This is a genomic window from Halobacillus halophilus (genome assembly GCF_020171985.1).
GTDB classification, from domain to species: domain Bacteria; phylum Bacillota; class Bacilli; order Bacillales; family Halobacillaceae; genus Halobacillus; species Halobacillus halophilus_A.
The window spans coordinates 105,481-128,611 of the sequence record NZ_JAIVAL010000009.1; the positions used below are offsets into that span (position 1 = coordinate 105,481).

Here is a 23,131-nt window from a genome sequence, read left to right on the forward strand (position 1 = left end):
AGCTTTTTTTATTCGGGATAAAAGAACCCTTAAAACTATACTTCAAATAATAACTTAATTATTTCTCATAAGTTTATCCTTCAGTCGTTAGAAAAAAATCCTCCCCCTAATATGGAGAAGGATCAATCTGTTCATTTAGGAGTGTTCAGGTTCCACAAAACGTACGATATGGTTTGGAAGATGGCTCTGGCGGCGCCGTATAAGCTTCCTGTTCACAGGAGTGCGCATAAGGATTGGAAAGAACCCTCAAAAGCTGCTCCAGTACGCTATAGTCTTCTTTTTTCACTGCAGCTTCAATTGCTTCTTCTACCCTGTGGTTCCTTGGAATGACGGCAGGGTTATTATTCTTCATCAACTGGTAGGAAGTGTTTTGCGATTCTTCCTGCCTGTCCAATCTTGCATGCCATTGATCCAGCCACTTTTTAAATTCAGGAGCTTCAAATAAAGATATATCTTCCATTCGGTCAAATGTAAGAGCACGAAACGTATTGGTGAAGTCTGCTTTATTTTCCTTCATTATACGGAGCAAGTCTTGTGCAAGTTCTTTATCTTCTGTTTCCTGATTAAAAATCCCTAGTTTTCTTCTCATGCCGTCCAGCCAGTAGGCTTCGTAGAGACCAGGGAAATTAGATAGCTCACGTTCAGCTATTTTTATCGCTTCATCCTGATTGTCATGAATCAAGGGGATTAGAGTTTCAGCAAATCGCACGAGATTCCAGCCTGCAATGTCCGGTTGATTGCCATAAGCATATCTTCCTTGAATATCAATAGAACTGAACACGGTTGCCGGATCATAGGTGTTCATAAAGGCACAAGGACCGTAATCAATAGTTTCTCCACTAATCGCCATGTTGTCGGTGTTCATTACTCCATGAATAAAACCGATCAGCTGCCACTTAGCCATTAGCTTCGCCTGGCGTTCAATCACTTGTTGGAGCAGAGAAAGATAGCGGTTTTCATCCGATTCAATAGTTGGAAAATGTCTATGCACCGTGTAATCAGCCAAAGCTCGTAAATCCTCTAATGTTCCCCATCTTGCGGCAAATTGGAAGGTTCCAACTCTTAGATGACTGCTGGCCACTCGAGTAAGAACCGCTCCCGGTTGTTCAGTTTCCCGAATCACGGACTCACCCGTTGCAACAACAGCCAGGCTGCGATTCGTAGGAACACCAAGCGCATGCATAGCCTCACTAATTATATATTCGCGAAGCATCGGCCCGAGTGGTGCCCGTCCATCTCCTCCCCGAGAGTATGGGGTGCGGCCTGACCCTTTAAGTTGAATGTCTATCCGCTCATTCTGAGGGGTAATCTGCTCACCTAGAAGTAAAGCTCTCCCATCGCCCAGCATCGTAAAATGTCCGAACTGATGACCCGCATAAGCTTGAGCTAAAGGAAACGCACTTTCAGGGACTAAATTACCAGCCAGAATGTTCTGGCCTTCCTCACTGTGAAGCCACTCCGCGTTCAACCCAATATATTCAGCCAGCGTATCATTCGCCAAAATTAAACGAGGGGAACGCACAGGTTCCGGCTCAGAACTCTGAAATAACAGCTCTGGCAGACGTGCATAACTATGGTCGAAGTTCCACCCAGTTTCTACTTTTTCTTTTCGCTGTGTCATCACCGCATCTCCTTTTCTTTCATTCACATTTATATTTCAATGATTCATTTACATCCATCTATACCTGAACCAGATCAATTGTATCTATTTAATCTTTTCTTCTTCAAGTTTATTATACCTGCCCGTTTAGTCATTTTGTTTAAGCAACGTCTTCTTTCCATTTTAAATCATTATTCTTATATAAAAAACAACTCAAGACTTCTGCAGTCTTGAGTTGTTTCTTCAATTACTTTTTTCGAGAGCTTTTCATAACTAAGCTGACTATAAACACAAAGATGATGGCGCCTATTAAGGCGGGAATGATGGCTATTCCCGCTAAACTCGGACCGATAGATCCTAGTAATTCGCCGCCAATCCATGCCCCTACAATTCCAGCAATAATATTACCTATAATTCCAAGCGGCATATCACGTCCGATAATGGCTCCTGCAAGCCAGCCGATTAAGCCTCCAACAATTAAATATAATATAATTCCCATATTGATTCGCCTCCTTTACTCACTCTATGTGACTGTATCCTGTAAAACCAAACCTCAAACTTAACTCATTAAAAAAGCTCTGGCCTAAGCCAAAGCTTTCTTCAAGTATATTATTCTAAAGTGGCAAGATGCGTATAAACGTCTCTCAAATTCGTGTAGCCCATTTGCTTGATATCCTGAATACTTTTCACCCATAATTTCGCCGTCGCCCTTGCATCATCCAAAGCATGATGACGATGGTCAATATCAATGCCATAATGTTTACAACATTCATCCAGACTGACCAGCTTTTTTTCCTGGTGAGCAATCCTGGTTAGAAAAGTGGTATCTACAATGCGGTGCTGAAAATTTTTTCTCAAGGCGAGCCATGTGGCATGATTCATAAACTGCTTCTCATGATTTGCATGATGGGCCACGAGAACATCACTTCTAATAAAAGAATAGAAGTCATGCAGCACATCCCTTAAAGGTTCCGCATTTATCAGCATATCACCGGTGATCCCCGTTAGATCCTCAATTTCTTTTGAGGGGCCAGATTCGCTATAGATAAGGGAGTAAAATGTTTTTTCTTCCATAATATTAGTTCCTTCTACTTTGACAGCGCCAATGGATAAAATTTCATCACCTTTATAAGGATAAAACCCGGTTGTTTCCAAATCAAACACCACAACTTTGAGTTCATCAAACGGCACATCCAGGTCATCTTTATTTTTTAACTGGCGCTCTAAGTTTCTTATATAAGCTTCTTTTGAAGGATCATTCTGATTTAAGGAAGAAAAACCGCTCCCCAGACGGTCGGACACATCCTTCACAAATTGCATAAATGGATTCATAAGGTACTCTCTTCTTTAAGAACTGATTTTGATTTAGCAAACAGCTGCTGCCCCCGTTTGATCAAATGTTTAAGCAGCTGCTTATCCTGTTTTGACAATCGATCTAAAGGCAGTAAGTGAATTTTTTCATAGCTTTCTGCTTCCTTCTTGTAACGCAGACGAAACTTGAGCAGTTCCCGAAAGTCGTTTTCATAAGCTTCGATGAATGGGTAGGAGTAAGACAAAATTTCGAACCGGTCCAATGTAGGAGCAGCGGACACTCCTTTTTTCAAAGCTAGAATCCTCAAGGCATTCACATAGGGGAAATAAGCGGTTTCTTTCAAATGGATCTCCCCTTTCATCCCTTGTCGCTGTTCCGGGAGCAGCTGCCCAAACACACCCACCCCTTTTTTAATAAACTCAAAGTTTTCGACCAATCGGGAATATAGGCGCGGACGATCTTCCAGGACTGAAAACGATTCACGCTTCACTCTTAATAAAAATTCATCATTTCCATCTAACACTCTCGAGTCAAAGAATATCGAAAAATTTCGCAGGGACTGCCAGCTGTCTTCACTGAGCCAATCATGAATTTGCTTTTTGTACGATTCAATGGATCGACACCACAATGGATTCGAAGCCATTACGTTTCCTTCACATTTTTCATAACCAGCGATAGCTAAACCATGGCTCATTTCAGCTCCAAGGTTTAAAAAATACTCCTGGTATCGAGACGGACCTTCAAAGATAATACCGTGATCCTGATCACTCCAGACCGACTGCTCAGAACGTCCCGCACTACCCATTAAAAAAAACGCAAAAGGAGCAGGAGGCGGACCCTGCTCGCTTTCGATCGTTTCTTTAGCAATTCGTAACGTCTGGTACATTAACTGATCATGAAAAGCATTTAATTGGCGATGATCGTCAACAACAGACCCCACGGTCTCTTCCCGCCATTGCCTGATTTCTTCATAAGTTTCAAACATAACGATCCATCCCTTTGTATATGTTTACGCTCCTGGGTTCTTTTCCGGGGAATTAAAGTTTTCCGGATAGCCATAGCCTCCGTGCTCACTCAAATCAAGTCCCATGATCTCTTCTTCTTCTGTTACTCGAAGACCTCCCATGGCTTTATCCATAACTTTCAGGATGATGTACGAAACAACAAAAGCATACAATCCACTGCTGACAACACCTAAAATCTGAACCCCAAGCTGCTCAAAACCACCACCATAAAATAATCCTGGACGACCAACTGTAGCAAGCTCTGGTGTGGCGAACAATCCGTTCGATAGCGTTCCCCATATTCCAACTGTTCCGTGCACAGACAAGGCAAATATCGGATCATCAATTCTTTTCTTATCAAAGAATCTCATACTGAAGAATACAAAAGCTCCCCCGATAAGCCCAATAATAACAGCAGCCCATGGTTCAACGAATGCACAAGATGCCGTAATGGCAACCAGCCCTGCAAGCGCGCCATTTAGCGTGGTAGGTACATCCGCTTTACCAGTTACAGCCCAAACCATCAGCATGGCACCGACAGCACCTGCACCTGCAGCAAGCTGAGTGTTTAACGCTACATATCCAAAGAAAGCATCCGCTACGCCAAACGTACTACCTGCATTAAAACCGAACCAGCCTGCCCATAGAATAAGCACTCCTAACGCTGTAAACACCTGGTTATGACCCGCAATTTCGTTAGATGATCCATCTTTGTTGTATTTACCAATACGCGGTTTTAGTATCATCGTAGCAGCAAGGGCAGCCGCTGCACCTGTTAAGTGTACGACGGTCGACCCAGCGAAATCCTGCTTACCATGACCGGCAAGCCAGCCTCCACCCCAGATCCAGTGTGCGATGACAGGATAAATAACAATAGAAAATAAAATAGCAAATATCACATAAGCCACCAGCTTCGCACGTTCCGCAAAACCACCAAAAGCAATCGTCATAGCAATAGCCGCAAACGCAAGCTGGAACATAAAGTCAACGGAACCAGCAAGCCCTTCTCCCATTGTAGTTGCGTCACCATAAAAGAAATTAGAAAACCCAACAAATGCATTTCCTTCACCGTAAATTAAGCCATAACCTACTGCCCAGAACACTAGAGATACAATCCCCACCGTAAATACTGTCTTACCCGCAATATGACCCGCATTCTTCATTCGAGTAGAACCTGCTTCAAGTAAAATAAATCCACCCTGCATCAATAAAACAAGAACCGTACAAACGACAATCCATAAGTTGTTCATTAAAAAAGTTGCATCCATATAATAGCTGTCCCCTTCTATGTGATATTTTCTAACATCAGATGTTATATTATACTTTACCAAATTCTAAATATTAAAACAACTCTTATGTTAAGAAAGTTCACATAAAAATACGCCCTCTTATTTATAAAGCGTTTCCATCTTCGTCCCACACCTAAGTTGCTCTTTTTTTTGAATCCAAAACTTTTTCTTCACTCTAAATAGTTTGTCTCTTTTATGATTTATGATCGCTTGTTACACTTTATAATCTAGACAAGTCTGATCCTTATTAACGTGCTAAATCCAGAACATATAGGGTACGATCATCCACATGAAGTGTTGATCTAATTCACCACAATAATCGATATGTAGTTTATATTTAATCTGGATAATTTCCGGGTAATAGAGAAAAAGTACGATTACACAAGGAGTGGTTATTATGACGATTGGCTGTCTTTTCGTTCACGGTTTTGGAGGTGCCCCCTATGAGCTGAAACCTCTTTACGAAGAAATTAATAAGAGGACAGACTGGAAGTTAAAGTTCCCTGTTCTTCCAGGCCATAGTGAACATGAGTCATTGGAGGGGCGTCAATTCGAGGAATGGATTCAAAAGGCAGAAGAAAATTTACAAGAACTATCAGAGACCTGTGAGACGATTAACTTAATCGGTTATTCCATGGGAGGCATGATAGCTGCTTACCTTTCCACCAAATATAAAGTGGATAAACTCATTCTTTTAAGTACCTCAGCTCATTATATTGATACCGGACAAATTGCTAAAGACCTTTGGAAAATGGTTAAAGACGGAATCCAAGGTGATCTCACGGAGAACGACATGTTCCAGAGATATATACAGCGTCTGGGATCTGCCCCAATGAGTGCTTCAATTCAATTCCAGAAGCTTGTTAATGAGCTCCGACCCTGCTTTCAAAAAGTGTACGTACCTTCCTTAATCGTTCAAGGCGGAGAAGACGGATTACTCCCCCCAAAAAGCGCTGAATTTATTTATGAATCCATACCAGCCGCAGATAAAACCCTTCACTTTTTGCCTCGATCAAAGCACATGGTATGCTACGGACCTGAACAAGATGATCTGATCAATCTTTGCTGCGAATTTTTGGATATGGATAAACGGATAGAGCTTTAGTAAAAGCCAAACCAGCGGGCCATCCCGGGGTTTGGCTTTTTACTTTAAGATTTTCCCGTATAAGCCATATGGTGTTAGGAAATATTTAGAGAGAAGGAGGGCGTGTATGAAAGAAGTTCATTTTATTATCCAAAGACAGGACCATCCGGATAAGGAACCATATGAAGAAGAATTTATGATCCCTTACCGGCCGACTATGAATGTTATCTCAGCACTAATGGAATTGAAGCATGCTCCAACTCCCAGAACTGCGTACAGTCCTGCCCGAAAGGTATACCGTTAACCACGGCTATTGCGGCTGTAAACCGTAAATCAGTCCTGGAAGCATTTAGAAACTTCTTTGGAGAAACTTTGTAGCACATTCAGCAACCCCTATTTATGAAGTAACTTTTTATAGTTCAAATACGAGGCAGGAATTCCACAAATAGAGAAGCAGCAGAAAGGATCTAAAGCATGGATGTTATTGAATTACTGTTAAGATTGGCACTCGCCTTTACTGTTCTTTTAGTTTTAACCAGAATAATGGGAAGAAAAGAAATATCTCAATTGACGTTCTTTAATTTCGTGTCCGCTATATCCATAGGTACGATCGGAGGGTCACTTGCTATTGATGCTTCCTTAAGTGTCCGGAATGGATTGATTGCCTTAGTAAGCTGGGCGGTTTTTACGGTCTTTTTAGGGTACTTGGATATTAAATCAAAAGATGTACGTCTCGCTATCGATGGCCAGCCTCTCATTGTTGTAAAAGAGGGGAAAGTGCTTGAAAATGAACTGCGAAAAGCGCGATTAGACCTGGATTCCCTGCACGTATTACTTCGGAAGAGAAATGTATTTTCTCTAAATGAAGTAAGTTATGCTATTTTTGAAACCGACGGAACCCTGTCTGTTATGAAAAAAACCGGAGATCAGACTTTCACTAAAAAAGACGGAAATGTAGTTTCGAACAGTCCTTCAGTTTACCCGATTCCTACCACGGTCGTCTCGGATGGAAAAATAAACGAGGCTAATTTGCAAAGCTTACATCTCGATCAGAAGTGGCTCCACCAACAGCTTAAATCAGCCGGTGTACCATCCATATCCGAAGTATTCTACGCAGAAGTGCAAAAAGACGGAAGTTTGTATATTGATAAGCGGAACGATCCGGTTCACTAAATACTCTCCTTTTGTTTTCACAGCTGCTAAACGGCATCCTTCCATCCATTTGTAAATTAACTGTAAACAAGGTATAGCGCGAATCGTTTTGAAGGAAGCTATAGATGCAGGAGGTGATTATTCATGGAACACTTGAAATTAATCGCTATGAAGTTTTTGTTTACTTTTCCCATCCTTCTTATCATTTTAGGAGGCGGATTTGACGTATCCTTTGGAAACGTGTTTTTAATTACGTTGGTTTTAGGAGTCGTTTCGTATGCTATCGGCGACTTGCTAATCCTATCCCGCTCTAGTAATACCACAGCTACGATTTCGGATTTTGCACTCACATTTCTGGTGGTTTACTTGATGACAGATGCACTTACTGTTGGAAATAATGTGTTTTCAGCTACACTAATTTCGACTATTTCACTCACTATTTTTGAATACTTCTTCCATCAGTCTGTTGTCCGTAACTTGGATGGCGAGGAAGCCGGTACAGAGAAGATGAGCCCCGCTCCTCAATTAAGCACGGAAGCTTCCGAAGAGCTTTACCCTTATGAGGATGAGGATAAATAAATACTTTTTATGATAAAAAAATTCCTGACTCGCAAATAAGCCGAGCCAGGAATTTTGCTATTCTTTTTTAGTTAGTTTCTCACCCCGTAAATCAGCCACCAGTATAAATCTTTGCGGAGCCGGACCCGAAAAATGAAAAGGGTAACAGGTTGTTAACGTTAAGGTCGCCTTTGGTTTCGGTACAATGACCGTTCGATCATCCTCATCCACAATGCGCACCTTCCGCACTTTATAAGTAAATTCTCCTGCAGCTGTAGTTACGATTAGCAGATCATTCATTCCAATTTCACCAAGTTCACGAAAAACCGTGTCACGGTGACCGGATAATATACTGTTATCCGCTTCCCCCGGGAGTACACTTCCAGCAAAATGCCCAACACCTTTTTCAAGTTCATCTTCGTCTGTACCATGATAAATAGGAATTGCCGCCTCAAGTTTAGGAATATACAGTTCTCCTATTAGATCACCTTGGTCAGGCTGATCTGGATACAAGCGTTCGGACTCTTTCATGCCCACTTTACCAGAGTAGTCAGACGGTACATTTGAATCACTGTTAACTTTTTCCTCGTTCAGACTTTCAGCTGTGGAAACACCTGTTTGATACAAAAAGTAACCCTTAACAAACGTGTACACGCTTGTCGTTGTAAACCATGCACCTCCGATTAGTAAAATCATGCTGAGCAGGAGGAAACTATATGTTATTAACTTCTTACTTTTGAGCATATTTCATCCTTCGGTACAGGAAGAACCCTAAAAATAGCGCAAGAAGACCTGATCCGATTTTTTCAAAAGAGAAAGCTGCTGTTTTCGGCAGTTTAGCTCCGTGTTCCGTTTGATGAACCGGGCGCTCCTCAATTAAGTCCGGTTGAACAGGTTCTGGTTTAACAGGCTCTTTCAGATTAGCACCTCCTCCACCCTGGATCACTTGTTCAACTTTCTGTAAATCTTCACCTGTATCTTTAATCAGCTCGGCTTCAAACATATCTCCTGTAAATAGAAGATCAGCCAGGAAATCTCCTTTATTATTGTGCAGTTCAATGAGTAAGTCATACCCTTCAGAGGATTGCATAGCCATGAGTGAAGGGATCGAAACCGGCTCTTTTACTTCGCCATCGGCTAAATAGAAAGATACATCTAATTGAAATATTTTCGTTATCTGCGTATAGATATCCAGTAATTCAGCCACTTGTTCCGCAGAAAGTTCGGTAGCAGCCTCAAAATTTTCAAAAGCCATCATGCGCTCGGAAAGATTATCTAATTTTTCTAATACAGACGGATCTTCAAGATCAATTGCCATAAAATGTTCAAGTAATCGGTCCATCTCTTCGTCCGTTAGCCCTATCTCATGGAATAGCCCTTCCATGTAGCTATCGTCCACTTCTTCCCCATAGAGATAATACCAGACTGCCGAATCCAAGTCCTCCATATACTCATAGTTATCAATCGAGTCGTCATTCTGCTCAAGCAGCTCAATGAGCTCCTCATACGACATTTCATAACTCTCTGCCAGTTGCTTCATGAGCTCATCTGTTAACGGAGTCATTGAATAAAAGTAGAGGTCCGCAGCAAGGTCATCATAGAATGTATAAACCTCAAGAATACCCTCCCCTTCTTCCAACTCTCCATTCTCCATTAGTAACTCAACCGCTTCTTCAAGCGTCCACCCGTATTCTTCCAGGAGCTCCTGTAAATGCTCCTCCGTCAACGGTTCACCCAAAAATTCTTTCAGGTCTTCCATATCCTTAAAATCTCCTAGTCGAACCTCATAAAAATCTAAGTATTCTACTAAATCTTCTTGCGTCCAGCCTAATTCCTTAAGAAAAGGCTCTAATTCATCTGATGATGGATCAGCACTTCCCGCAGAAGGGAACAAAACTAACAAGAAACCGACAAGAACAGCCAAAAACAATCCTTTCACCCATTTTCCTCCTACTATTAAATTGTTAAATACTAGAATATTATAAGTCTATTTTCGCAGGAAAGGTACATTTATTTTGGTGAGCGGTTCATTCATTTAACCTATAAATCTCATTTACAAGCTCTTCCTCTGTTTACATTCCCCTCTTGAGGGTATAAAAATTACATAAAATTGAATTCCTCCTATTTTTTGCTTAGGTTGAATTCTGGAAGGAGAGTCTAATGAAAAAGCTAACATCTGTATTTTGGATCACGCTGGCCATTACATTATTTGCATCAGCATGGGGGACTTTGGCTCCTAAGAATTTCGAAACAATCTCAGCGAATGTGAAGAACTACATATCCATTCACTTCGGTTGGTATTATCTTTTAATTGTATCTTTGTTTGTGATTGTTTGTATTTATTTGATTTTCAGTCCGTACGGCAAGATCAAACTTGGAAAACCCGATGATAAACCCGACTACAGCTACTCTACATGGTTTGCCATGTTATTCAGTGCAGGCATGGGAATAGGGCTTGTCTTCTACGGCGCCGCCTCCCCGGTATCCCACTTTATTAAAACTCCTCCTCTCGCTGAACCAGGAACCACGGAAGCAATCCGTGATTCTATGCGGATCACCTTTTTCCATTACGGAGTTCATGCATGGGCCATTTATGCTATTGTCGCTTTAGTACTGGCCTACTTTAAATTCCGCCACGGAAAACCCGGCTTGATCAGCGCCACGTTAGAGCCCATTTTTGGAGATAAAATGAAAGGGGCCTGGGGCAAAGCCATTGATGTAATCGCTGTATTTGCCACTATTGTAGGGGTCGCCACAACACTCGGTTTTGGTGCAGCTCAAATCAATGGCGGATTTACCTACTTGCTGGGTATCGAAAAACAATTCTGGGTCCAGCTCCTCATTATCATAGTCGTTACAGCTTTATTTATGGTGTCAGCTTATACTGGGCTGAGTAAAGGAATTAAGTACTTAAGTAACGCGAACATGGGACTTGCAGCTATTTTGTTTATCACCATGCTGATTATTGGACCCACTGTTTATATAGCCAACACGTTCACGGATACGCTTGGGGCCTACATTCAAACCCTCGCTACCGAGAGTTTACGGATAAACCCGAACAGTGCGGAAGAAAAACAATGGGTTATGGATTGGACCGTATTCTTCTGGGCCTGGTGGATCGCCTGGTCTCCATTTGTAGGCATTTTTATCGCACGCGTATCGAAAGGACGTTCCATAAGAGAATTTCTTTCCGGCGTTCTTCTAGTGCCTTCCGTGGTCAGTTTCCTATGGATGACCGCCTTTGGAGCAACCGGCATTCAAACCCAGCAAAACGGTGCTGATATCGCTGGTCTTCCGGATGAGCAGGCTTTGTTTGGGGTATTTGATCAGTTTCCTATGAGCGTGTTTCTGTCTATCATAGCCATGATGCTGATTGGAACTTTCTTCATTACTTCCGCAGACTCTGCTACATTCGTGCTTGGGATGCAGACGACCAACGGATCGCTCAATCCTCCGAAAACCGTGAAGTTTATCTGGGGAATCGCACAGTCCACTATAGCTGCTGTACTCTTATATACAGGTGGCCTGACTGCCTTGCAGAATGCCTTGATTGCAGCTGCCTTCCCGTTTTCATTTATCATGCTGCTCATGGTGTTCTCCCTGTTTAAAGCATTAAAAGCAGACAGGCAGGAGCTTCAAAAAGATACAGAAGAATCGGAGAATAAATCCGCTTAATAAATGGCTATGCAAAAAAACTTGCCTCCGAAAAAAAAACTATAAAAAAGCAGTCCTCCGAAGAATTGGAGAGACTGCTTTTTTTGTTCCTCATCATACACGATGCTCACTCGTTCCGCTCTTACTCATACACTGTTAACAACTCAAATCGGAAGGAAGAAATAATTATGGGCAATCGTTATCTTGATTTACTAGCGGAGTTCGGAATCGGAGGCGCCCATCCAGGCGGTTTCCCTTTAACCAAAGAAGTATTGTCATCCTTACATCTGCCTCACTCATCATCTGTATTAGATGTCGGCTGCGGAACCGGCCAAACAGCCGAATATCTTATCGATCACTTCAATTGTACCGTTACCGCTATAGACAATCATCCCGTAATGGTAAAAAAAGCCGCCGAACGTTTGCAATCAAAGGTTGATGTTCGGTACGGTCATGCAGAAAATCTAGAGTTTGCAGATTCCACGTTTGATATGGTACTTACAGAATCTGTACTGTCCTTTACAGGCTCCGCTCAAAAAACACTCAAGGAGATTTACAGGGTCCTAAATGAAAAGGGAATGTTCTTATGTAATGAGATGACAGCAGTCAAACGATTATCTAAACAGCAACTATCTTCCATTAAAGATTTGTATGGAATTGAAGAGGTGTTAACAGAAGATGAGTGGATACACCTGCTGACCAGCGCCGGATTTGAGAGCGTATCTCGCGTGCACGACATTGAACAAATCGCAGAAACCCAAGTTACCGACCTTCGCCCGTCCCCGAATATAAGTGAAGATCTCTATGATCTCTGGGATCATCACAACTCTTTTTTAAACGCTCATAAAAAGTCGTTAAGCTACCGTATCTTTCTCTGCGAAAAGTAATGCATATGAAAAAGAGACTCTTCAACCAAGTCCACCATTAAAGAGTCTCTTTTCCTTTATATTATTTCTTCTTTTTCATCATTTTCTCGATCGATGTCAGATCTTTCGGTACTTTTCCATCAAGAATCGCTTTCACAATCATATCTTCCTTCTGTTTGGAAATTCGGCGGTTTGCCAATGCGGACACTTTGTTTACTACATTTCGGACTGTTTTCTCATCTTTGAAATTTGCACCCTGCAGCGATCTTGCTAATTTAAAAACTTCATCCATTTTAACACCGGTCTTTTTCTCAAATTTATCGAACAACAAGTAAACCTCCTTCGTCATTTCCTAGAATTCTTAAGTATTCTATGAAAATGAGAAGAAGGACGTATCAGCAGTTGTCCCTGTTTACTTGAATTCCTTCGCTCTAGGTCAAAGGAAAATAAGATCCTTTCACCAGTTCTTCTGCCTCAAGCTTCATCATCTGTGGCAGACTTTGGTCTGGATGTGCTTTATGGTAGGACTCAATAATTTTAAACCCAACCTGATATCCTGCCCACCTCGGGAGGGCTTTCTTTTTGTTTCCGTATAGAAAATCCATTTGACTCTCACGGTCTCGGCTTGAAAGATTCCCCCTGAATTTGTCTAACCATAATTTGTTTAACTGTTTGTCATTGTATTGATTCGTCCAGGGAGATGTAAAATCTTTTCCATAAACTTCTTTAACAGCGTACTCTCCCAGCCCCTCAATCACCAGGGTCTCAAGCAATGTTACCCGCTCCATATCCACATTCTTTTCTGTTAAGCGGCAGACATGGTTATATTCATGAGCCAGCACAGCTTTCCAATCATCCTCTTTTACTGGGTCTCCATAAAAAAGGTATAAACCCTCCTTGAATGCTACTCCACCTTTATTTTCTTTGCTTTCTCTCAGGAAAGAACTACCCTCCTGGAAGGGATAAAGATACACAGGGACCTCAGGACCCTTCCACATTTTCTTTAAATACCGGTATTCCTCTTCCAACTTTTCGTACAGACCTTCCTCTTTCCATTTCTTAACCAATTTCCCCGCTCTTCTCCAAGCATCCGGCTTGAATAAACCATAGGTTAGCAAGAGATATTGAATTTCTTCCTCTTGCAGTCCGTCGAAGGGATGTTGAGCAGGCTGACAAATCGTTTCTCTTTGGACGATATAGGGAGATTGAAAAGGAGTCTTTCTTTTACATTTTTCATTAAAAACTCCCAATGCACGTGAAGTGTCCACAATTCCCAATCTATACACCCTTTCTAATTGTGTTCTCCTTCATTCTATGACTATAGAGCAAAAAACATTTTTCTTTTAATCTATGCAGAATATCTACATTCGTCTAAGCAAAACTCGTCTGCAAACATATTCTATAATCATAGTCCTCTATGTAGGAAAGAAAGGAAGTGCTTACTTGTCTCAATCCAACATTTATGGTCTCTGCTGCCGTTATCATGGTAGAGATGTCCGTCTAACCGGTCGTGATGGTCGTGTTCATTACGGTAGAATTACCCGCGTGACTCGCAACCATGTGTGGCTGCGTCCATTCCCGGGTCCACGTGGATATGGTTTTTTCTTTTACGGAGGGTACGGGTTCGGTATTCCATTTGCAATCGGAGCTATTACTGGTGTTGCTCTGGCTTCAGCTTTCTTATGGTAAAAAAAATTAGAGCCGCTCTGGGAGAGCGGCTCTAGTTTCTATTGTTATCGTACACTTACTGCTTCTAAGATACATAGACTGCCCAAATAGAAACAATTTTTTTCATAAACTGCACAGTTAAAGTAAATCATATTTTTCTAATAAATCTCAGTTTTGATCTTATCGTTAGTCTCCCAATATAGTAAGACTCTGTGTCGAGAAATCATCAGGAAAACGGACTGCTTTCCTTGGGAATGTGGTTATCCTTCATCTATCTGTACAGCCACAATAAACGTTAAAGAGAACAATTCTTTTAAGCTGAATTTCTTTGTTGGTTCTTTTTGGAATGCCTATCAAACTTTGCAGGATTTCTCATCACCACTATTAGAGATAATATACTAAGTATCCCTAAGAACAGTGCTGGAAATCCTCCCAGATAGGATAAGGTCATAATCCCATTAATACCAAGAGTCGAAATGAAGATTAGCGCTACAGCTCCAACAATCAGCCCCCAGGTAATCTTAATAAAGATAGGAGCTTCCTGAGCACCTTCCGTTATGCCGGTAGCACTAATACTTGCCATAGCGTTGGTTGTTGAGTCGGTCGCGGTTACAAAGGAAATCATTACAGCTAACAAATACAGAACAATCAGAATGCCGGAAAAAGGTATTTCGCTTAAGACAGCATATCCGGCTGCCCCTGTTCCCTGCGCATCTATAACAGCTGCAATATCTACTTTCCCTGTCATCTGGAAGTTGATAGCTGTGCCGCCTAGCACAGTCATCCAAATGACACTGAACAATCCGGGAATAACGAAGTTCATCATGATCACTTCTTTAACGGTGTAACCATAAGCAATCCTTGCCAGGAATACAGCTGTAACAGGAGCCCAGGCCATCCAATTTGACCAATAGAAGGTTGTCCATCCCGTAGCCCACGAATCTCCTGCTGCCTGCCCTGTAAATAGAGCCTTATCAAAGAAACCTGATAAGAAGCCGCCAAAGCTCTCAGTTCCTAAACTGAACATGTACACGGTGGGCCCTAAGATAATTAATGCAGCTAAAATCACGTAATAAAGATAGATGTTGAAATCCGCTAGAACGCGGATCCCTTTCATAAGTCCAGTACTAGAAGAAACGATGAAGGCAATCGTTCCAATAATCGTAATTACAATCCATAGTGACTTATCATTATCGATACCCGTTAAGGAGTTAATTCCTCCCCCCATATTCATTACAGAAGTACCGAATGAAGATGATATCGCAGCTGCTACTGCAAATAGGATCACGGCATCGACGACAACGTTAATTTTATCCTGGTTATAGTTTCTAAGAGCCGGGGATATTTGAGCACCTACACTAAAAGAACGTTTCATATTGTAGTAAGCAAACGCAAATACGATGGTCGGAACGGAATAGAAGGCATAGGGAATGAATGTCCAGTGAAGATACAATGTTTCCATTGCAAATAAAACAGCTTCAGAAGACATTGGTTCAATTCCCAGAGACTTAGGAGGAGAAGTCAAGTGAGAAATGGGTTCGGCTGTTCCCCAAAATAAAATACCTGCAGCAATTGTAGTCGTCAATGTAATGGCAAACCAAGTCCTCTTTTTCAATAGCGGTTTCGCATCTTCTCCCCCAATTCTTACGTTACCAAGAGGTGAGAAGTAAGCAAATATAATAATAATGACGCAAGCCACTCCTGCTAAACTAAATACCCAGCCTACTTCTTGTGTCATAAAGTTCTGCGCCGCGGTCGTTACACGAAGAAACCAATCATAATTAACAAAGTTCAGGATAATGGTAATTAAAAGCAATATAAACGCCGGGAAAAAGACCAGCGGACGAATCATATTTTTCTTTAAATTGTTCATATTTTTCCTCCTTGATATAATCGGTCGAGCCAAAGTTTTTCTATGTTTAATAAAGCGTTTTCATTAACGGAGATTACTTATGTGGAAGAAGGATTGCCTTCCTCTATTTCATCCTGCTGAAAGGCAGCGAGCCGCGACTCTTTGCGCAGCTCGTTCCCACAGCAATATTTTAGAATGTACCCTTCTTAGTCTTCTTTAGGAAAAATTGTACCTTTATTCATAATTCCATTAGGATCAAAGGCTTTTTTCAGAGTTTCCAGGATGTAGTAAGAAGAACCGTACTCATCTTTGATCCAAGGGGTTCGATGCTTTCCAACTCCGTGGTGGTGCACCATAGAACCGCCCGCTGCGATGGTCTCTTCTACAATAATTTTGTTGATAGGATAATGATATTTCGTTATTTCTTCCTCAGGCTTAATGTCTACAAGATCGTAATAGTAAACGAAATACATGTTTGTTCCATTCATATAACTGTGGGAAGAATGGCCGCCAAGCATCGTAATGTGAGGAATTTCCTCACGAACGCGCTTGATGCAGCGCTCATAAATATCATGGATTACACCCCAGGAGCCGGATACTTCTGTGGTAAATCCTATATTGTCCGTTTCTTTAATTTCCTGACGTTCTTCAATAACCTTGGAAGGATCCCAGTTCAAGTTCTCAAACCAGTTTTGGATTAAGCTGCTCTCCACACGTTCGCCTTCATTATATTGACCCACAATCTCTTCAATAGCCTGTCCAGTTGCTTCAACAATTGACTTCGGACCTTCTGCCATGAAGATCAGAACACATTTCCCTTTAGAGAACGTAAAATGATCCGCTGCGTCCTCCGGGTCATACAAACGAGCCACTGAAGGACGGTATCCTTTCACCATAACTTCACGAAGAATCTCAAATCCTGTCTTCATATCGTCTAAAAGATAGCCATAATACTGATTATTTTCCGGCTGGTATTGAAAAACCTTCACCGTAACTTCGGTGATGTAGCAGAGAGCACCTTCGTTACCAATGATGATATGACGAATATCCGGACCTGCAGCACGTCTTGGCACGTTCTTAATTTTCGTGATTTCTCCGTTCGGAAATACAGCCTCCACGCCAATCACCATATCTTCAATACCGCCATATAGCGTAGAAAGCTGGCCGATACTTCTTGTAGCTACCAGCCCGCCCATTTGAGCAAGCGGCTTAGACTGCGGAGAGTGGCCCGTCGTTAAACCTTGTTCACGCAGTTGATCCTCAAGCTCTTCAAGAGGCACCCCGCACTTAACTGTAGCCAGCATGTTGTAGGAATCAATGCTTACGATTTCGTTCATGGCTGACCCATCGATCACAAGAGAATTCTCAACAGCGGTTTCAAGTCCACCTTCTGTAGCTGACCCACCTGTTCTTGGCACTGCGTTAATGCTGTTTTCATTCATATATTTCAGCAGGTTGGATACTTCCTGTTCACTCTTCACTTTTACGACAGCGGCCGGAAGTGGCTGGGTATAAACGCCGTGAATGGTTTCATACTTTCTGAAACGGTCCACACTATTTTCCTTCATGACTTCTTCATCTGTAATCACTTGTTCCTCAGAAACAATGGACTGAACATCGCTGATAATTTGCTCTTTCGTTAACGTCATCAATAAAAACTCCTTTGCGTATTTTTTATATAAAATTAAACGAGCTTATGATTCATGAAACAGTTGGTAAGATTTCTTCAAAAGATCGTCAGTATGGGTGGTGATCTGCTGGTAAACCTCGTGGTTCATTCGGGTATAAAACTGATGCTTGTTTTGTTCTGGACGGAATGTATCCTTAACCTGAACCATCTTTTTAATGGCCTCTTCATAAGTGGTATATACTCCTAGAGCTACAGCCGTATTAATCGCTGAACCAAGACTGGCCGAACCGTTAACTTTTGTCCGCTTCGCAGGGATCCCAAAAACGTTGGCAAAAATCTGCATCAACAAATCCCCATTGGAACCTCCACCCGTAACGTAAAGACTGCGAATTGGCTTGTTAAGCTCTGCGCTCATCGCATCCACATGAGTTTTCATCGTAAGAGCAATACCTTCAAGAATGGAATGATACATATGAGCACGAGTGTGACGGCCGTCAAAACCGATCATCATTCCTCGCTTAAACGGTTCATCCGCAGGAGCCAGCCAATCGAGTACCGTCATCAAACCATCACTTCCGGCTGGCACCCCTGCAGCTTCTTGATTCAAATACTCTTCTGGAGACTGACCAAGTTCTTCTGCTTTTTTGGTCAACTCTTCTCCTAAAAGCTCTTTGAACCAGCTAACCGTCCACATCCCTCGTCTTATACCTCCACACTCGTAAAGATATTCATTTGGTATGGCGGCAAAGTTGGCAAAATAATGCTCAGGGTCCGCGGGATTTTCGCTCCCGTGAACCATCCCGGCAATATAAGTTCCAAGCGAAACGAGGCCATCATCTTCCGAAATCATACCAGCCCCAAGCGCCTCCACTGCTTTGTCATTCGCTGTGGCAACGACAGGAATGCCATCCGGCAGGCCAGTCGCCTCCGAAGCTTCTTTTGTGACATCCCCAAGAATGGTCCCAGGGTATTCAAGATCAAACAGCATCTCGCGAGGAATATTGTAGTAATCAAAAACCTCTTCGCTTTCACTCCAATCCCACGCGTCTGTATCAATGGGCCACATCCCTTGATAATTACCGGCTGAATCTTTGGTTTGCCCGGTCAGGCGATGGGTAATGTACCCTGAAGAAGTGGTTACATAAGCCACCTCTGAATTAACGTGTTCATACGGTTTAGATACTCGCTCGTCCATCCAGCTGAGCGCCGGAGAAGCCAAGGTTCCATCCTTTGTAAGTAAACAACGGACAAAGCGGATGGTACAGAGACCAATACCAAGAATATCTTCCTTATTGCCCGTAAAATTGTTCATGGCTTCCTGACTTGCCTCAATCAGGGAATCCCATAAATCATCCTCAGGATGTTCCACCACTCCAGGCTTTGGAAGCTCCATAGGTTTTAAAGCTTTTTTGCCTTCACTGACAATGGTTCCCTCAAGGTCAAAGATTACGACTTTCGTACTTTGAGAACCACCATCCACTCCAATTAAGTATTTGTTATTCATGTTCGTGACACCCTCCCTTCGATTCTCTATTATCGAACGAGATAGCCGCCGTCCACAGCCAGAATATGGCCATTTACATAGTCAGAAGCCCGACTTGCCAGAAAGACGACTGCTCCCATTAAGTCCAGAGGCTCTCCCCAGCGATTGGCCGGTGTATGGTCCAGTACTTTTTGGTTCGTCTCAGGATTGTTTCTTGTTTCCTGAGTTAGCTCCGTCGCATAATAGCCAGGGGCGATCCCATTCACTTGAATGTTATAGCCAGCCAGCTCATCACAGTATGCTTTTGTTAATCCTGCCACCCCATGCTTACTAGCTGCGTAGGCCGGTGATCCGCTTCCTCCGTGAAAGGAAAACACAGAGCAAATGTTAATAATCTTTCCGCGCTTTTTAGGAATCATAGTTTTGGCGGCTTCGTGGCTGACTTCAAACGCAGCGGTCAAATTGACCTGGATAAGCGGATCCCACTTCTCCCGTCCAAATTCATCAAAACCGGCAACCTTATTCATTCCCGCACTATTGACTACAATATCGAGAGAACCCATGGTTTCGATGCACTGCTCAACCGTCCGCTTCGCAGCGCCCTCTTCTGTAATATTGACTTGCATGAATTCCATACGAGAACCCTTACTTTCAATAAGCTCTTTTGTGGTTCCATCATCTTCTGCCAAACTTGCAATAAAAACATCCGCCCCTGCTTCTGCCAGAGCCACTGAAAATGCACGGCCAAGTCCGGAGTTCCCCCCTGTAACTAGAGCCGTCTGACCTTTTAGAGAAAAGAAATCCATCGTAAAATCTGTCAGTTTCATTGCTGTATTCACTCCCTTCCCCTGGATATATGAGCCAAAAAAAAAGAGAGAAAAGCATACTTCCCCCAGGGGAAGTTACTTTTCTCTCGGCTCTAGTAACTTATCTGTCTAATAGTATAGAACTCTCTTTATAAGCTGTCAACCTGAGCTCCTTTATATGAACACAGAGCCAAAACAACCATTACACGTGCAAACCCGTTTAATTTTCCATCAACCAGCTTCTGCTATATAATGTGGAGTGAAAACTTACTGGATAAGGAGATTGTCATGAAACAGTATATAGAAGAAGTCCTCGAAGAAAATCCCGTAATCTCTGCGGTCAAAGATAAAAGTGGATTGCAGGAAGCCATCCAAACAGACTGTAACATCGTCTTTATTTTAAACAGCGATATCATCAATGTCGGGAAAATTGTGGACCAAGTGAAAGCTCGTGGGAAGCTTGCTTTTGTACACGTGGATCTATTAGAAGGTACGTCTAATAAAGAAGTTGCTTTGCAATTCTTAAAAGAAAGCACCAAGGCTGACGGTATTATTAGTACTAAAGCCCAGATGGTTCACGCAGCCCGAAACTACGGCTTTTATACCGTACACAGATTCTTTTTGGTTGACTCTATTTCTTTTCGAAGCATTGATAAACAAATCGCAAACTCCAATCCGCACTTTATCGAAATTCTTCCAGGTATGATGCCCAAAGCTATCGGATGGGTGAAAGATAAAATTGACGTTCCCATTATAGCCAGTGGCTTAGTTTGTGAAAAAGAAGATGTGGTTACAGCCTTACAAGCGGGAGCCATCGGCATTTCCTCTACAAATAATGAAGTCTGGTATATGTAATTTATTTTCTCCCCCTTGCTCCTCTTCCTTCTTTCACACTCTCTGCTATTCTAATTAAAAGGCTGTGAAAATTTGTCTTTAACATAGTTAAATCTGGTTAATATAGAACTGGATTCTCGAGTACTGGATTCTGTCATTTCGAAAGGACTCAGTATCTTTTTGCCAACCGTCACTTTTTTCAAGAAAGGCTCGAAATTGAGCCCTACGTAACCTGAAGCTTATCAGCAAAATCACATAGCCCCTATTAAAAGCCTGCTATGAAACTTTAAATTCATGGCAGGTCTCTTTAATTGTAAATGAAGATGGTTCTGCTTTTTCATGTGAATAAGTCCATACAGGCATTAATTTTGTATGGTAAATCATCAGGAAAAAGAAAACACAGGTCATTTTTTACGTCAACATTTATATCGAAAATATAAAGCTATTTGGGTATAATGGGGTTAGAGACGAACAGGAGGGAACTCGCATGGCAGCTCCTTTATACCGGAGAATTGCTCAACAAATAAGAGAAGATATTTCTGAAGGGAGTTGGCAAGAAGGAGAGGCCATCCCCACAGAGGTTCATCTTTCTGAACAGTATCAAGCCTCCCGGGTCACTGTGCGGCAGGCTGTTAAAGTACTTGTAGAAGAAGGATTATTAGAGAGAATTCAAGGAAGCGGAACCTATGTAAAAGAACAAAAGATTGAACATAATATATTTGAGTTAATCGGTTTTACCGAAGAAATGGTAAAGCTAAATAAACAGCCGGTCAATCGAATCCTTGAATTCCAATTAATTGCCCCCACTGATTACATCAAACGGATGCTTAGGCTATTAGATGGAGAGCAAGTTTTTTTCGTGCGCAGACAGAGACTCGTGGATAATATCCCTTGCGTATTGGAAGAAACCTATCTTCCGGTCACGATGTTTCCAAATCTATCGTACGGAATAATGATGGGATCAAAATATGACTATATTGAAAAAGAAGTAGGGAAAAAGATTAAAGAAAGCTTTCAGGAAGTGATTCCCATTCTCCCTACACCAGAAATCGCAGAGACTTTAACCGTTGATGAATCTACCCCTATTTTAAAAATGCAGTCCTATAGTATTCTAACTGACGGGACGGTTTTCGAGTACAGTGAGAACTATTTTAAGAGTGATGAATATAAATTTACACTTCGCGCTAAGAGACCGAATAATCAGTAAGCTGAAAAGCTGAACATTAGAAAAAGGGTGCTTCCTACTACATGGGAGGGGCACCCTTTTAATTTGAATTTATACCGTTGATTTTTTCTGTTTAAACCCGTAAAAGACAGTGACCAACAGTATAATAACAGCAAGAATATAAGAGGAGTACACCACAAGCGGCACATCTGCATCCTGATTTTGAACCCCTATTCCGACGAACGCCCATACAAACACGAGTGGATACACCCAGTCATACTTCGTTATTAAGATATAGAAGGCAAGCAGAGTCGCAATAATGAGAAGAATGAACGTCCAGACAGAAGCTGAAATTCCAAATCCGTTCCACTCAATGTAAGTTAGGTAATAGCTGATGTTAGCAATAGTAGCTACGCTGATCCACCCCAGATAAACGGAAAATGGCAGCCGGTCCAAAAACGAAGCATCGACCGCTTCTGCTTTCACATAAAGTCGAATAAGAGTAAGAAGTAATAGGATCATGACAATGACTGATAGTCCAAATAAGTTATAATGCCACATAAAAATCCAAAGACTGTTTAAAATGCAGCTTAAGACGAAGAGACCACTTACCACTTGATAAATAGGCAGATCTCGTCTGCTGGCTGGAAACTGGCGGAGAACCCAGAGGCCAAGCAGCAGGTAGATTAATCCCCATATACTGAACACGTATCCAGCTGGAGTAAACAGGACGTTCAGCCTGTTGGAAATTTCCCCCGTCGTCTGACCATTAAGCGGCAGCGTATTGGCGAGTCCATTAACCACCACAACAAGTAGGTAAGCGAGTAGATTTAAAATGATTTTACCCATAGGAACACTCCTTTTCAAAAACACTTATGATACATATTATTCCTTCTCCCCCCTGAATAAAACGTTTTTACAAGGAAACGAGAACATTAAAAAGGGCAGCAAATAAAAACTCCCAAAAAGGGAGTCTATTTGTATTGGTATTTATTTGAGTTTTCGAGAATTAAGAAATAGTTTAGAACAAACTGCCGGACTTCCCACTCCGGGACATCCTGTTTTCCATCTGTAAAACCGGTTGGACTATAAGAATAGTTGCCGAACTGAGCTCGCTCTTCTTTCTTCAGTTCCATGATCACCTGATTGGTCTTCTCCATATAAGTCATCTTTA

Annotated in this window: 24 protein-coding genes and 1 pseudogene; 10 read left to right on the top strand and 15 right to left on the bottom strand. The window is 42.0% G+C overall.

Annotated elements, in window-relative coordinates; genetic code table 11:
- Positions 1–145: 145 nt before the first annotated feature.
- The 5 genes from LCM11_RS14755 to LCM11_RS14775 form a co-directional block, all read right to left on the bottom strand.
- Positions 146–1,621: a protein adenylyltransferase SelO gene (locus LCM11_RS14755; protein ID WP_224895040.1), complete on the bottom strand. Its 1,476-nt coding sequence runs from the start codon at positions 1,619–1,621 to the stop codon at positions 146–148.
- A gap of 226 nt (positions 1,622–1,847) precedes the next feature.
- Positions 1,848–2,099 carry a GlsB/YeaQ/YmgE family stress response membrane protein gene (locus tag LCM11_RS14760; RefSeq protein ID WP_224895041.1) on the bottom strand — a complete coding sequence of 84 codons (252 nt, stop codon included), beginning with the start codon at positions 2,097–2,099 and terminating at the stop codon, positions 1,848–1,850.
- 110 nt (positions 2,100–2,209) lie between these two features.
- The gene (locus LCM11_RS14765; protein ID WP_224895042.1) at positions 2,210–2,932 is read right to left on the bottom strand and encodes an exonuclease domain-containing protein; all 723 of its coding nucleotides are present in this window, start codon (positions 2,930–2,932) and stop codon (positions 2,210–2,212) included.
- Positions 2,929–3,897: a DUF294 nucleotidyltransferase-like domain-containing protein gene (locus LCM11_RS14770; protein ID WP_224895043.1), complete on the bottom strand. Its 969-nt coding sequence runs from the start codon at positions 3,895–3,897 to the stop codon at positions 2,929–2,931. Before LCM11_RS14770 ends, LCM11_RS14765 begins: the two co-directional genes overlap by 4 nt.
- Positions 3,898–3,921: 24 nt before the next feature.
- Positions 3,922–5,184: an ammonium transporter gene (locus LCM11_RS14775; protein ID WP_224895044.1), complete on the bottom strand. Its 1,263-nt coding sequence runs from the start codon at positions 5,182–5,184 to the stop codon at positions 3,922–3,924.
- A gap of 418 nt (positions 5,185–5,602) precedes the next feature.
- On the opposite strand from LCM11_RS14775, the gene LCM11_RS14780 reads away from it, so the two are divergent.
- The 5 genes and pseudogenes from LCM11_RS14780 to LCM11_RS14800 all read left to right on the top strand — a co-directional run bounded on the left by LCM11_RS14780 (position 5,603) and on the right by LCM11_RS14800 (position 8,020).
- A complete protein-coding gene (locus LCM11_RS14780; protein WP_224895045.1) occupies positions 5,603–6,310 on the top strand; it encodes an alpha/beta hydrolase in 708 nt (235 codons plus the stop codon).
- Between the two features lie 106 nt (positions 6,311–6,416).
- Positions 6,417–6,593 (top strand): hypothetical protein, encoded by a 177-nt coding sequence (locus tag LCM11_RS14785; RefSeq protein WP_224895046.1) that lies wholly within the window; start codon positions 6,417–6,419, stop codon positions 6,591–6,593.
- Positions 6,539–6,667: pseudogene (gene sdhB / locus LCM11_RS14790) on the top strand (succinate dehydrogenase iron-sulfur subunit); the annotation flags it as partial. The gene LCM11_RS14785 and the pseudogene sdhB, both read left to right, overlap by 55 nt.
- 96 nt (positions 6,668–6,763) lie before the next feature.
- On the top strand, positions 6,764–7,462 hold the full coding sequence (locus LCM11_RS14795; RefSeq protein ID WP_224895047.1) for a YetF domain-containing protein: 699 nt from the start codon (positions 6,764–6,766) through the stop codon (positions 7,460–7,462).
- Positions 7,463–7,585: 123 nt separating this feature from the next.
- The gene (locus LCM11_RS14800; protein ID WP_224895048.1) at positions 7,586–8,020 is read left to right on the top strand and encodes a YndM family protein; all 435 of its coding nucleotides are present in this window, start codon (positions 7,586–7,588) and stop codon (positions 8,018–8,020) included.
- 57 nt (positions 8,021–8,077) lie between these two features.
- On the opposite strand, the gene LCM11_RS14805 is transcribed toward LCM11_RS14800, so the two are convergent.
- Complete coding sequence (locus LCM11_RS14805) at positions 8,078–8,743, bottom strand: class D sortase (protein ID WP_224895049.1); 666 nt, start codon at positions 8,741–8,743, stop codon at positions 8,078–8,080.
- Entirely contained in the window at positions 8,730–9,938 is a 1,209-nt protein-coding gene (locus LCM11_RS14810) for a processed acidic surface protein (RefSeq protein WP_224895050.1), read from the bottom strand. The genes LCM11_RS14805 and LCM11_RS14810 overlap by 14 nt, the downstream gene beginning before the upstream one ends.
- Before the next feature lie 221 nt (positions 9,939–10,159).
- On the opposite strand from LCM11_RS14810, the gene LCM11_RS14815 reads away from it, so the two are divergent.
- On the top strand, positions 10,160–11,674 hold the full coding sequence (locus tag LCM11_RS14815; protein WP_224895051.1) for a BCCT family transporter: 1,515 nt from the start codon (positions 10,160–10,162) through the stop codon (positions 11,672–11,674).
- A 167-nt stretch (positions 11,675–11,841) separates the two neighbouring features.
- The gene (locus LCM11_RS14820) at positions 11,842–12,540 is read left to right on the top strand and encodes a class I SAM-dependent methyltransferase (protein ID WP_224895052.1); all 699 of its coding nucleotides are present in this window, start codon (positions 11,842–11,844) and stop codon (positions 12,538–12,540) included.
- A 61-nt stretch (positions 12,541–12,601) separates the two neighbouring features.
- Here the strand turns inward: LCM11_RS14820 and LCM11_RS14825 are convergent, their stop codons facing one another.
- The gene (locus LCM11_RS14825) at positions 12,602–12,868 is read right to left on the bottom strand and encodes a stage VI sporulation protein F (protein ID WP_224895053.1); all 267 of its coding nucleotides are present in this window, start codon (positions 12,866–12,868) and stop codon (positions 12,602–12,604) included.
- An 82-nt stretch (positions 12,869–12,950) separates the two neighbouring features.
- On the bottom strand, positions 12,951–13,787 hold the full coding sequence (locus tag LCM11_RS14830) for a DUF2268 domain-containing protein (protein WP_224895108.1): 837 nt from the start codon (positions 13,785–13,787) through the stop codon (positions 12,951–12,953).
- A 175-nt stretch (positions 13,788–13,962) separates the two neighbouring features.
- On the opposite strand from LCM11_RS14830, the gene LCM11_RS14835 reads away from it, so the two are divergent.
- Complete coding sequence (locus tag LCM11_RS14835) at positions 13,963–14,208, top strand: hypothetical protein (RefSeq protein ID WP_224895054.1); 246 nt, start codon at positions 13,963–13,965, stop codon at positions 14,206–14,208.
- A gap of 292 nt (positions 14,209–14,500) precedes the next feature.
- Here the strand turns inward: LCM11_RS14835 and LCM11_RS14840 are convergent, their stop codons facing one another.
- The 4 genes from LCM11_RS14840 to LCM11_RS14855 form a co-directional block, all read right to left on the bottom strand.
- Complete coding sequence (locus LCM11_RS14840) at positions 14,501–16,060, bottom strand: BCCT family transporter (protein WP_224895055.1); 1,560 nt, start codon at positions 16,058–16,060, stop codon at positions 14,501–14,503.
- 185 nt (positions 16,061–16,245) lie between these two features.
- Positions 16,246–17,688, bottom strand: a complete 1,443-nt coding sequence (locus LCM11_RS14845; RefSeq protein ID WP_224895056.1) for an FAD-binding oxidoreductase — start codon at positions 17,686–17,688, stop codon at positions 16,246–16,248.
- A 45-nt stretch (positions 17,689–17,733) separates the two neighbouring features.
- Positions 17,734–19,173 (bottom strand): FGGY-family carbohydrate kinase, encoded by a 1,440-nt coding sequence (locus tag LCM11_RS14850; RefSeq protein WP_224895057.1) that lies wholly within the window; start codon positions 19,171–19,173, stop codon positions 17,734–17,736.
- 29 nt (positions 19,174–19,202) lie between these two features.
- Positions 19,203–19,979, bottom strand: a complete 777-nt coding sequence (locus LCM11_RS14855; RefSeq protein WP_224895109.1) for an SDR family NAD(P)-dependent oxidoreductase — start codon at positions 19,977–19,979, stop codon at positions 19,203–19,205.
- Between the two features lie 267 nt (positions 19,980–20,246).
- Here LCM11_RS14855 and LCM11_RS14860 point away from each other — a divergent pair, with 267 nt between their 5' ends.
- Together LCM11_RS14860 and LCM11_RS14865 are read left to right on the top strand one after the other, a co-directional pair.
- Entirely contained in the window at positions 20,247–20,813 is a 567-nt protein-coding gene (locus LCM11_RS14860; RefSeq protein WP_224895058.1) for a glycerol-3-phosphate responsive antiterminator, read from the top strand.
- A gap of 466 nt (positions 20,814–21,279) precedes the next feature.
- On the top strand, positions 21,280–21,999 hold the full coding sequence (locus LCM11_RS14865; RefSeq protein WP_224895059.1) for a GntR family transcriptional regulator: 720 nt from the start codon (positions 21,280–21,282) through the stop codon (positions 21,997–21,999).
- A 69-nt stretch (positions 22,000–22,068) separates the two neighbouring features.
- Here the strand turns inward: LCM11_RS14865 and LCM11_RS14870 are convergent, their stop codons facing one another.
- On the bottom strand, positions 22,069–22,806 hold the full coding sequence (locus LCM11_RS14870) for a TspO/MBR family protein (RefSeq protein ID WP_224895060.1): 738 nt from the start codon (positions 22,804–22,806) through the stop codon (positions 22,069–22,071).
- A gap of 125 nt (positions 22,807–22,931) precedes the next feature.
- On the bottom strand, positions 22,932–23,126 hold the full coding sequence (locus LCM11_RS14875) for a hypothetical protein (protein WP_224895061.1): 195 nt from the start codon (positions 23,124–23,126) through the stop codon (positions 22,932–22,934).
- Positions 23,127–23,131: the final 5 nt, after the last annotated feature.

What these genes read in the sequence shown, in the direction of transcription:
- LCM11_RS14805 (WP_224895049.1), bottom strand. Translation starts at nt 8,743, where the DNA reads ATGCTCAAAAGTAAGAAGTTAATAACATATAGTTTCCTCCTGCTCAGC.
- LCM11_RS14845 (WP_224895056.1), bottom strand. Translation starts at nt 17,688, where the DNA reads ATGACGTTAACGAAAGAGCAAATTATCAGCGATGTTCAGTCCATTGTT.
- LCM11_RS14760 (WP_224895041.1), bottom strand. Translation starts at nt 2,099, where the DNA reads ATGGGAATTATATTATATTTAATTGTTGGAGGCTTAATCGGCTGGCTT.
- LCM11_RS14795 (WP_224895047.1), top strand. Translation starts at nt 6,764, where the DNA reads ATGGATGTTATTGAATTACTGTTAAGATTGGCACTCGCCTTTACTGTT.
- LCM11_RS14800 (WP_224895048.1), top strand. Translation starts at nt 7,586, where the DNA reads ATGGAACACTTGAAATTAATCGCTATGAAGTTTTTGTTTACTTTTCCC.
- LCM11_RS14775 (WP_224895044.1), bottom strand. Translation starts at nt 5,184, where the DNA reads ATGGATGCAACTTTTTTAATGAACAACTTATGGATTGTCGTTTGTACG.
- LCM11_RS14755 (WP_224895040.1), bottom strand. Translation starts at nt 1,621, where the DNA reads ATGACACAGCGAAAAGAAAAAGTAGAAACTGGGTGGAACTTCGACCAT.
- LCM11_RS14850 (WP_224895057.1), bottom strand. Translation starts at nt 19,173, where the DNA reads ATGAATAACAAATACTTAATTGGAGTGGATGGTGGTTCTCAAAGTACG.
- LCM11_RS14860 (WP_224895058.1), top strand. Translation starts at nt 20,247, where the DNA reads ATGAAACAGTATATAGAAGAAGTCCTCGAAGAAAATCCCGTAATCTCT.
- LCM11_RS14820 (WP_224895052.1), top strand. Translation starts at nt 11,842, where the DNA reads ATGGGCAATCGTTATCTTGATTTACTAGCGGAGTTCGGAATCGGAGGC.
- LCM11_RS14770 (WP_224895043.1), bottom strand. Translation starts at nt 3,897, where the DNA reads ATGTTTGAAACTTATGAAGAAATCAGGCAATGGCGGGAAGAGACCGTG.
- LCM11_RS14780 (WP_224895045.1), top strand. Translation starts at nt 5,603, where the DNA reads ATGACGATTGGCTGTCTTTTCGTTCACGGTTTTGGAGGTGCCCCCTAT.
- LCM11_RS14840 (WP_224895055.1), bottom strand. Translation starts at nt 16,060, where the DNA reads ATGAACAATTTAAAGAAAAATATGATTCGTCCGCTGGTCTTTTTCCCG.
- LCM11_RS14825 (WP_224895053.1), bottom strand. Translation starts at nt 12,868, where the DNA reads ATGACGAAGGAGGTTTACTTGTTGTTCGATAAATTTGAGAAAAAGACC.
- LCM11_RS14815 (WP_224895051.1), top strand. Translation starts at nt 10,160, where the DNA reads ATGAAAAAGCTAACATCTGTATTTTGGATCACGCTGGCCATTACATTA.
- LCM11_RS14865 (WP_224895059.1), top strand. Translation starts at nt 21,280, where the DNA reads ATGGCAGCTCCTTTATACCGGAGAATTGCTCAACAAATAAGAGAAGAT.
- LCM11_RS14855 (WP_224895109.1), bottom strand. Translation starts at nt 19,979, where the DNA reads ATGAAACTGACAGATTTTACGATGGATTTCTTTTCTCTAAAAGGTCAG.
- LCM11_RS14785 (WP_224895046.1), top strand. Translation starts at nt 6,417, where the DNA reads ATGAAAGAAGTTCATTTTATTATCCAAAGACAGGACCATCCGGATAAG.
- LCM11_RS14875 (WP_224895061.1), bottom strand. Translation starts at nt 23,126, where the DNA reads ATGACTTATATGGAGAAGACCAATCAGGTGATCATGGAACTGAAGAAA.
- LCM11_RS14765 (WP_224895042.1), bottom strand. Translation starts at nt 2,932, where the DNA reads ATGAATCCATTTATGCAATTTGTGAAGGATGTGTCCGACCGTCTGGGG.
- LCM11_RS14870 (WP_224895060.1), bottom strand. Translation starts at nt 22,806, where the DNA reads ATGGGTAAAATCATTTTAAATCTACTCGCTTACCTACTTGTTGTGGTG.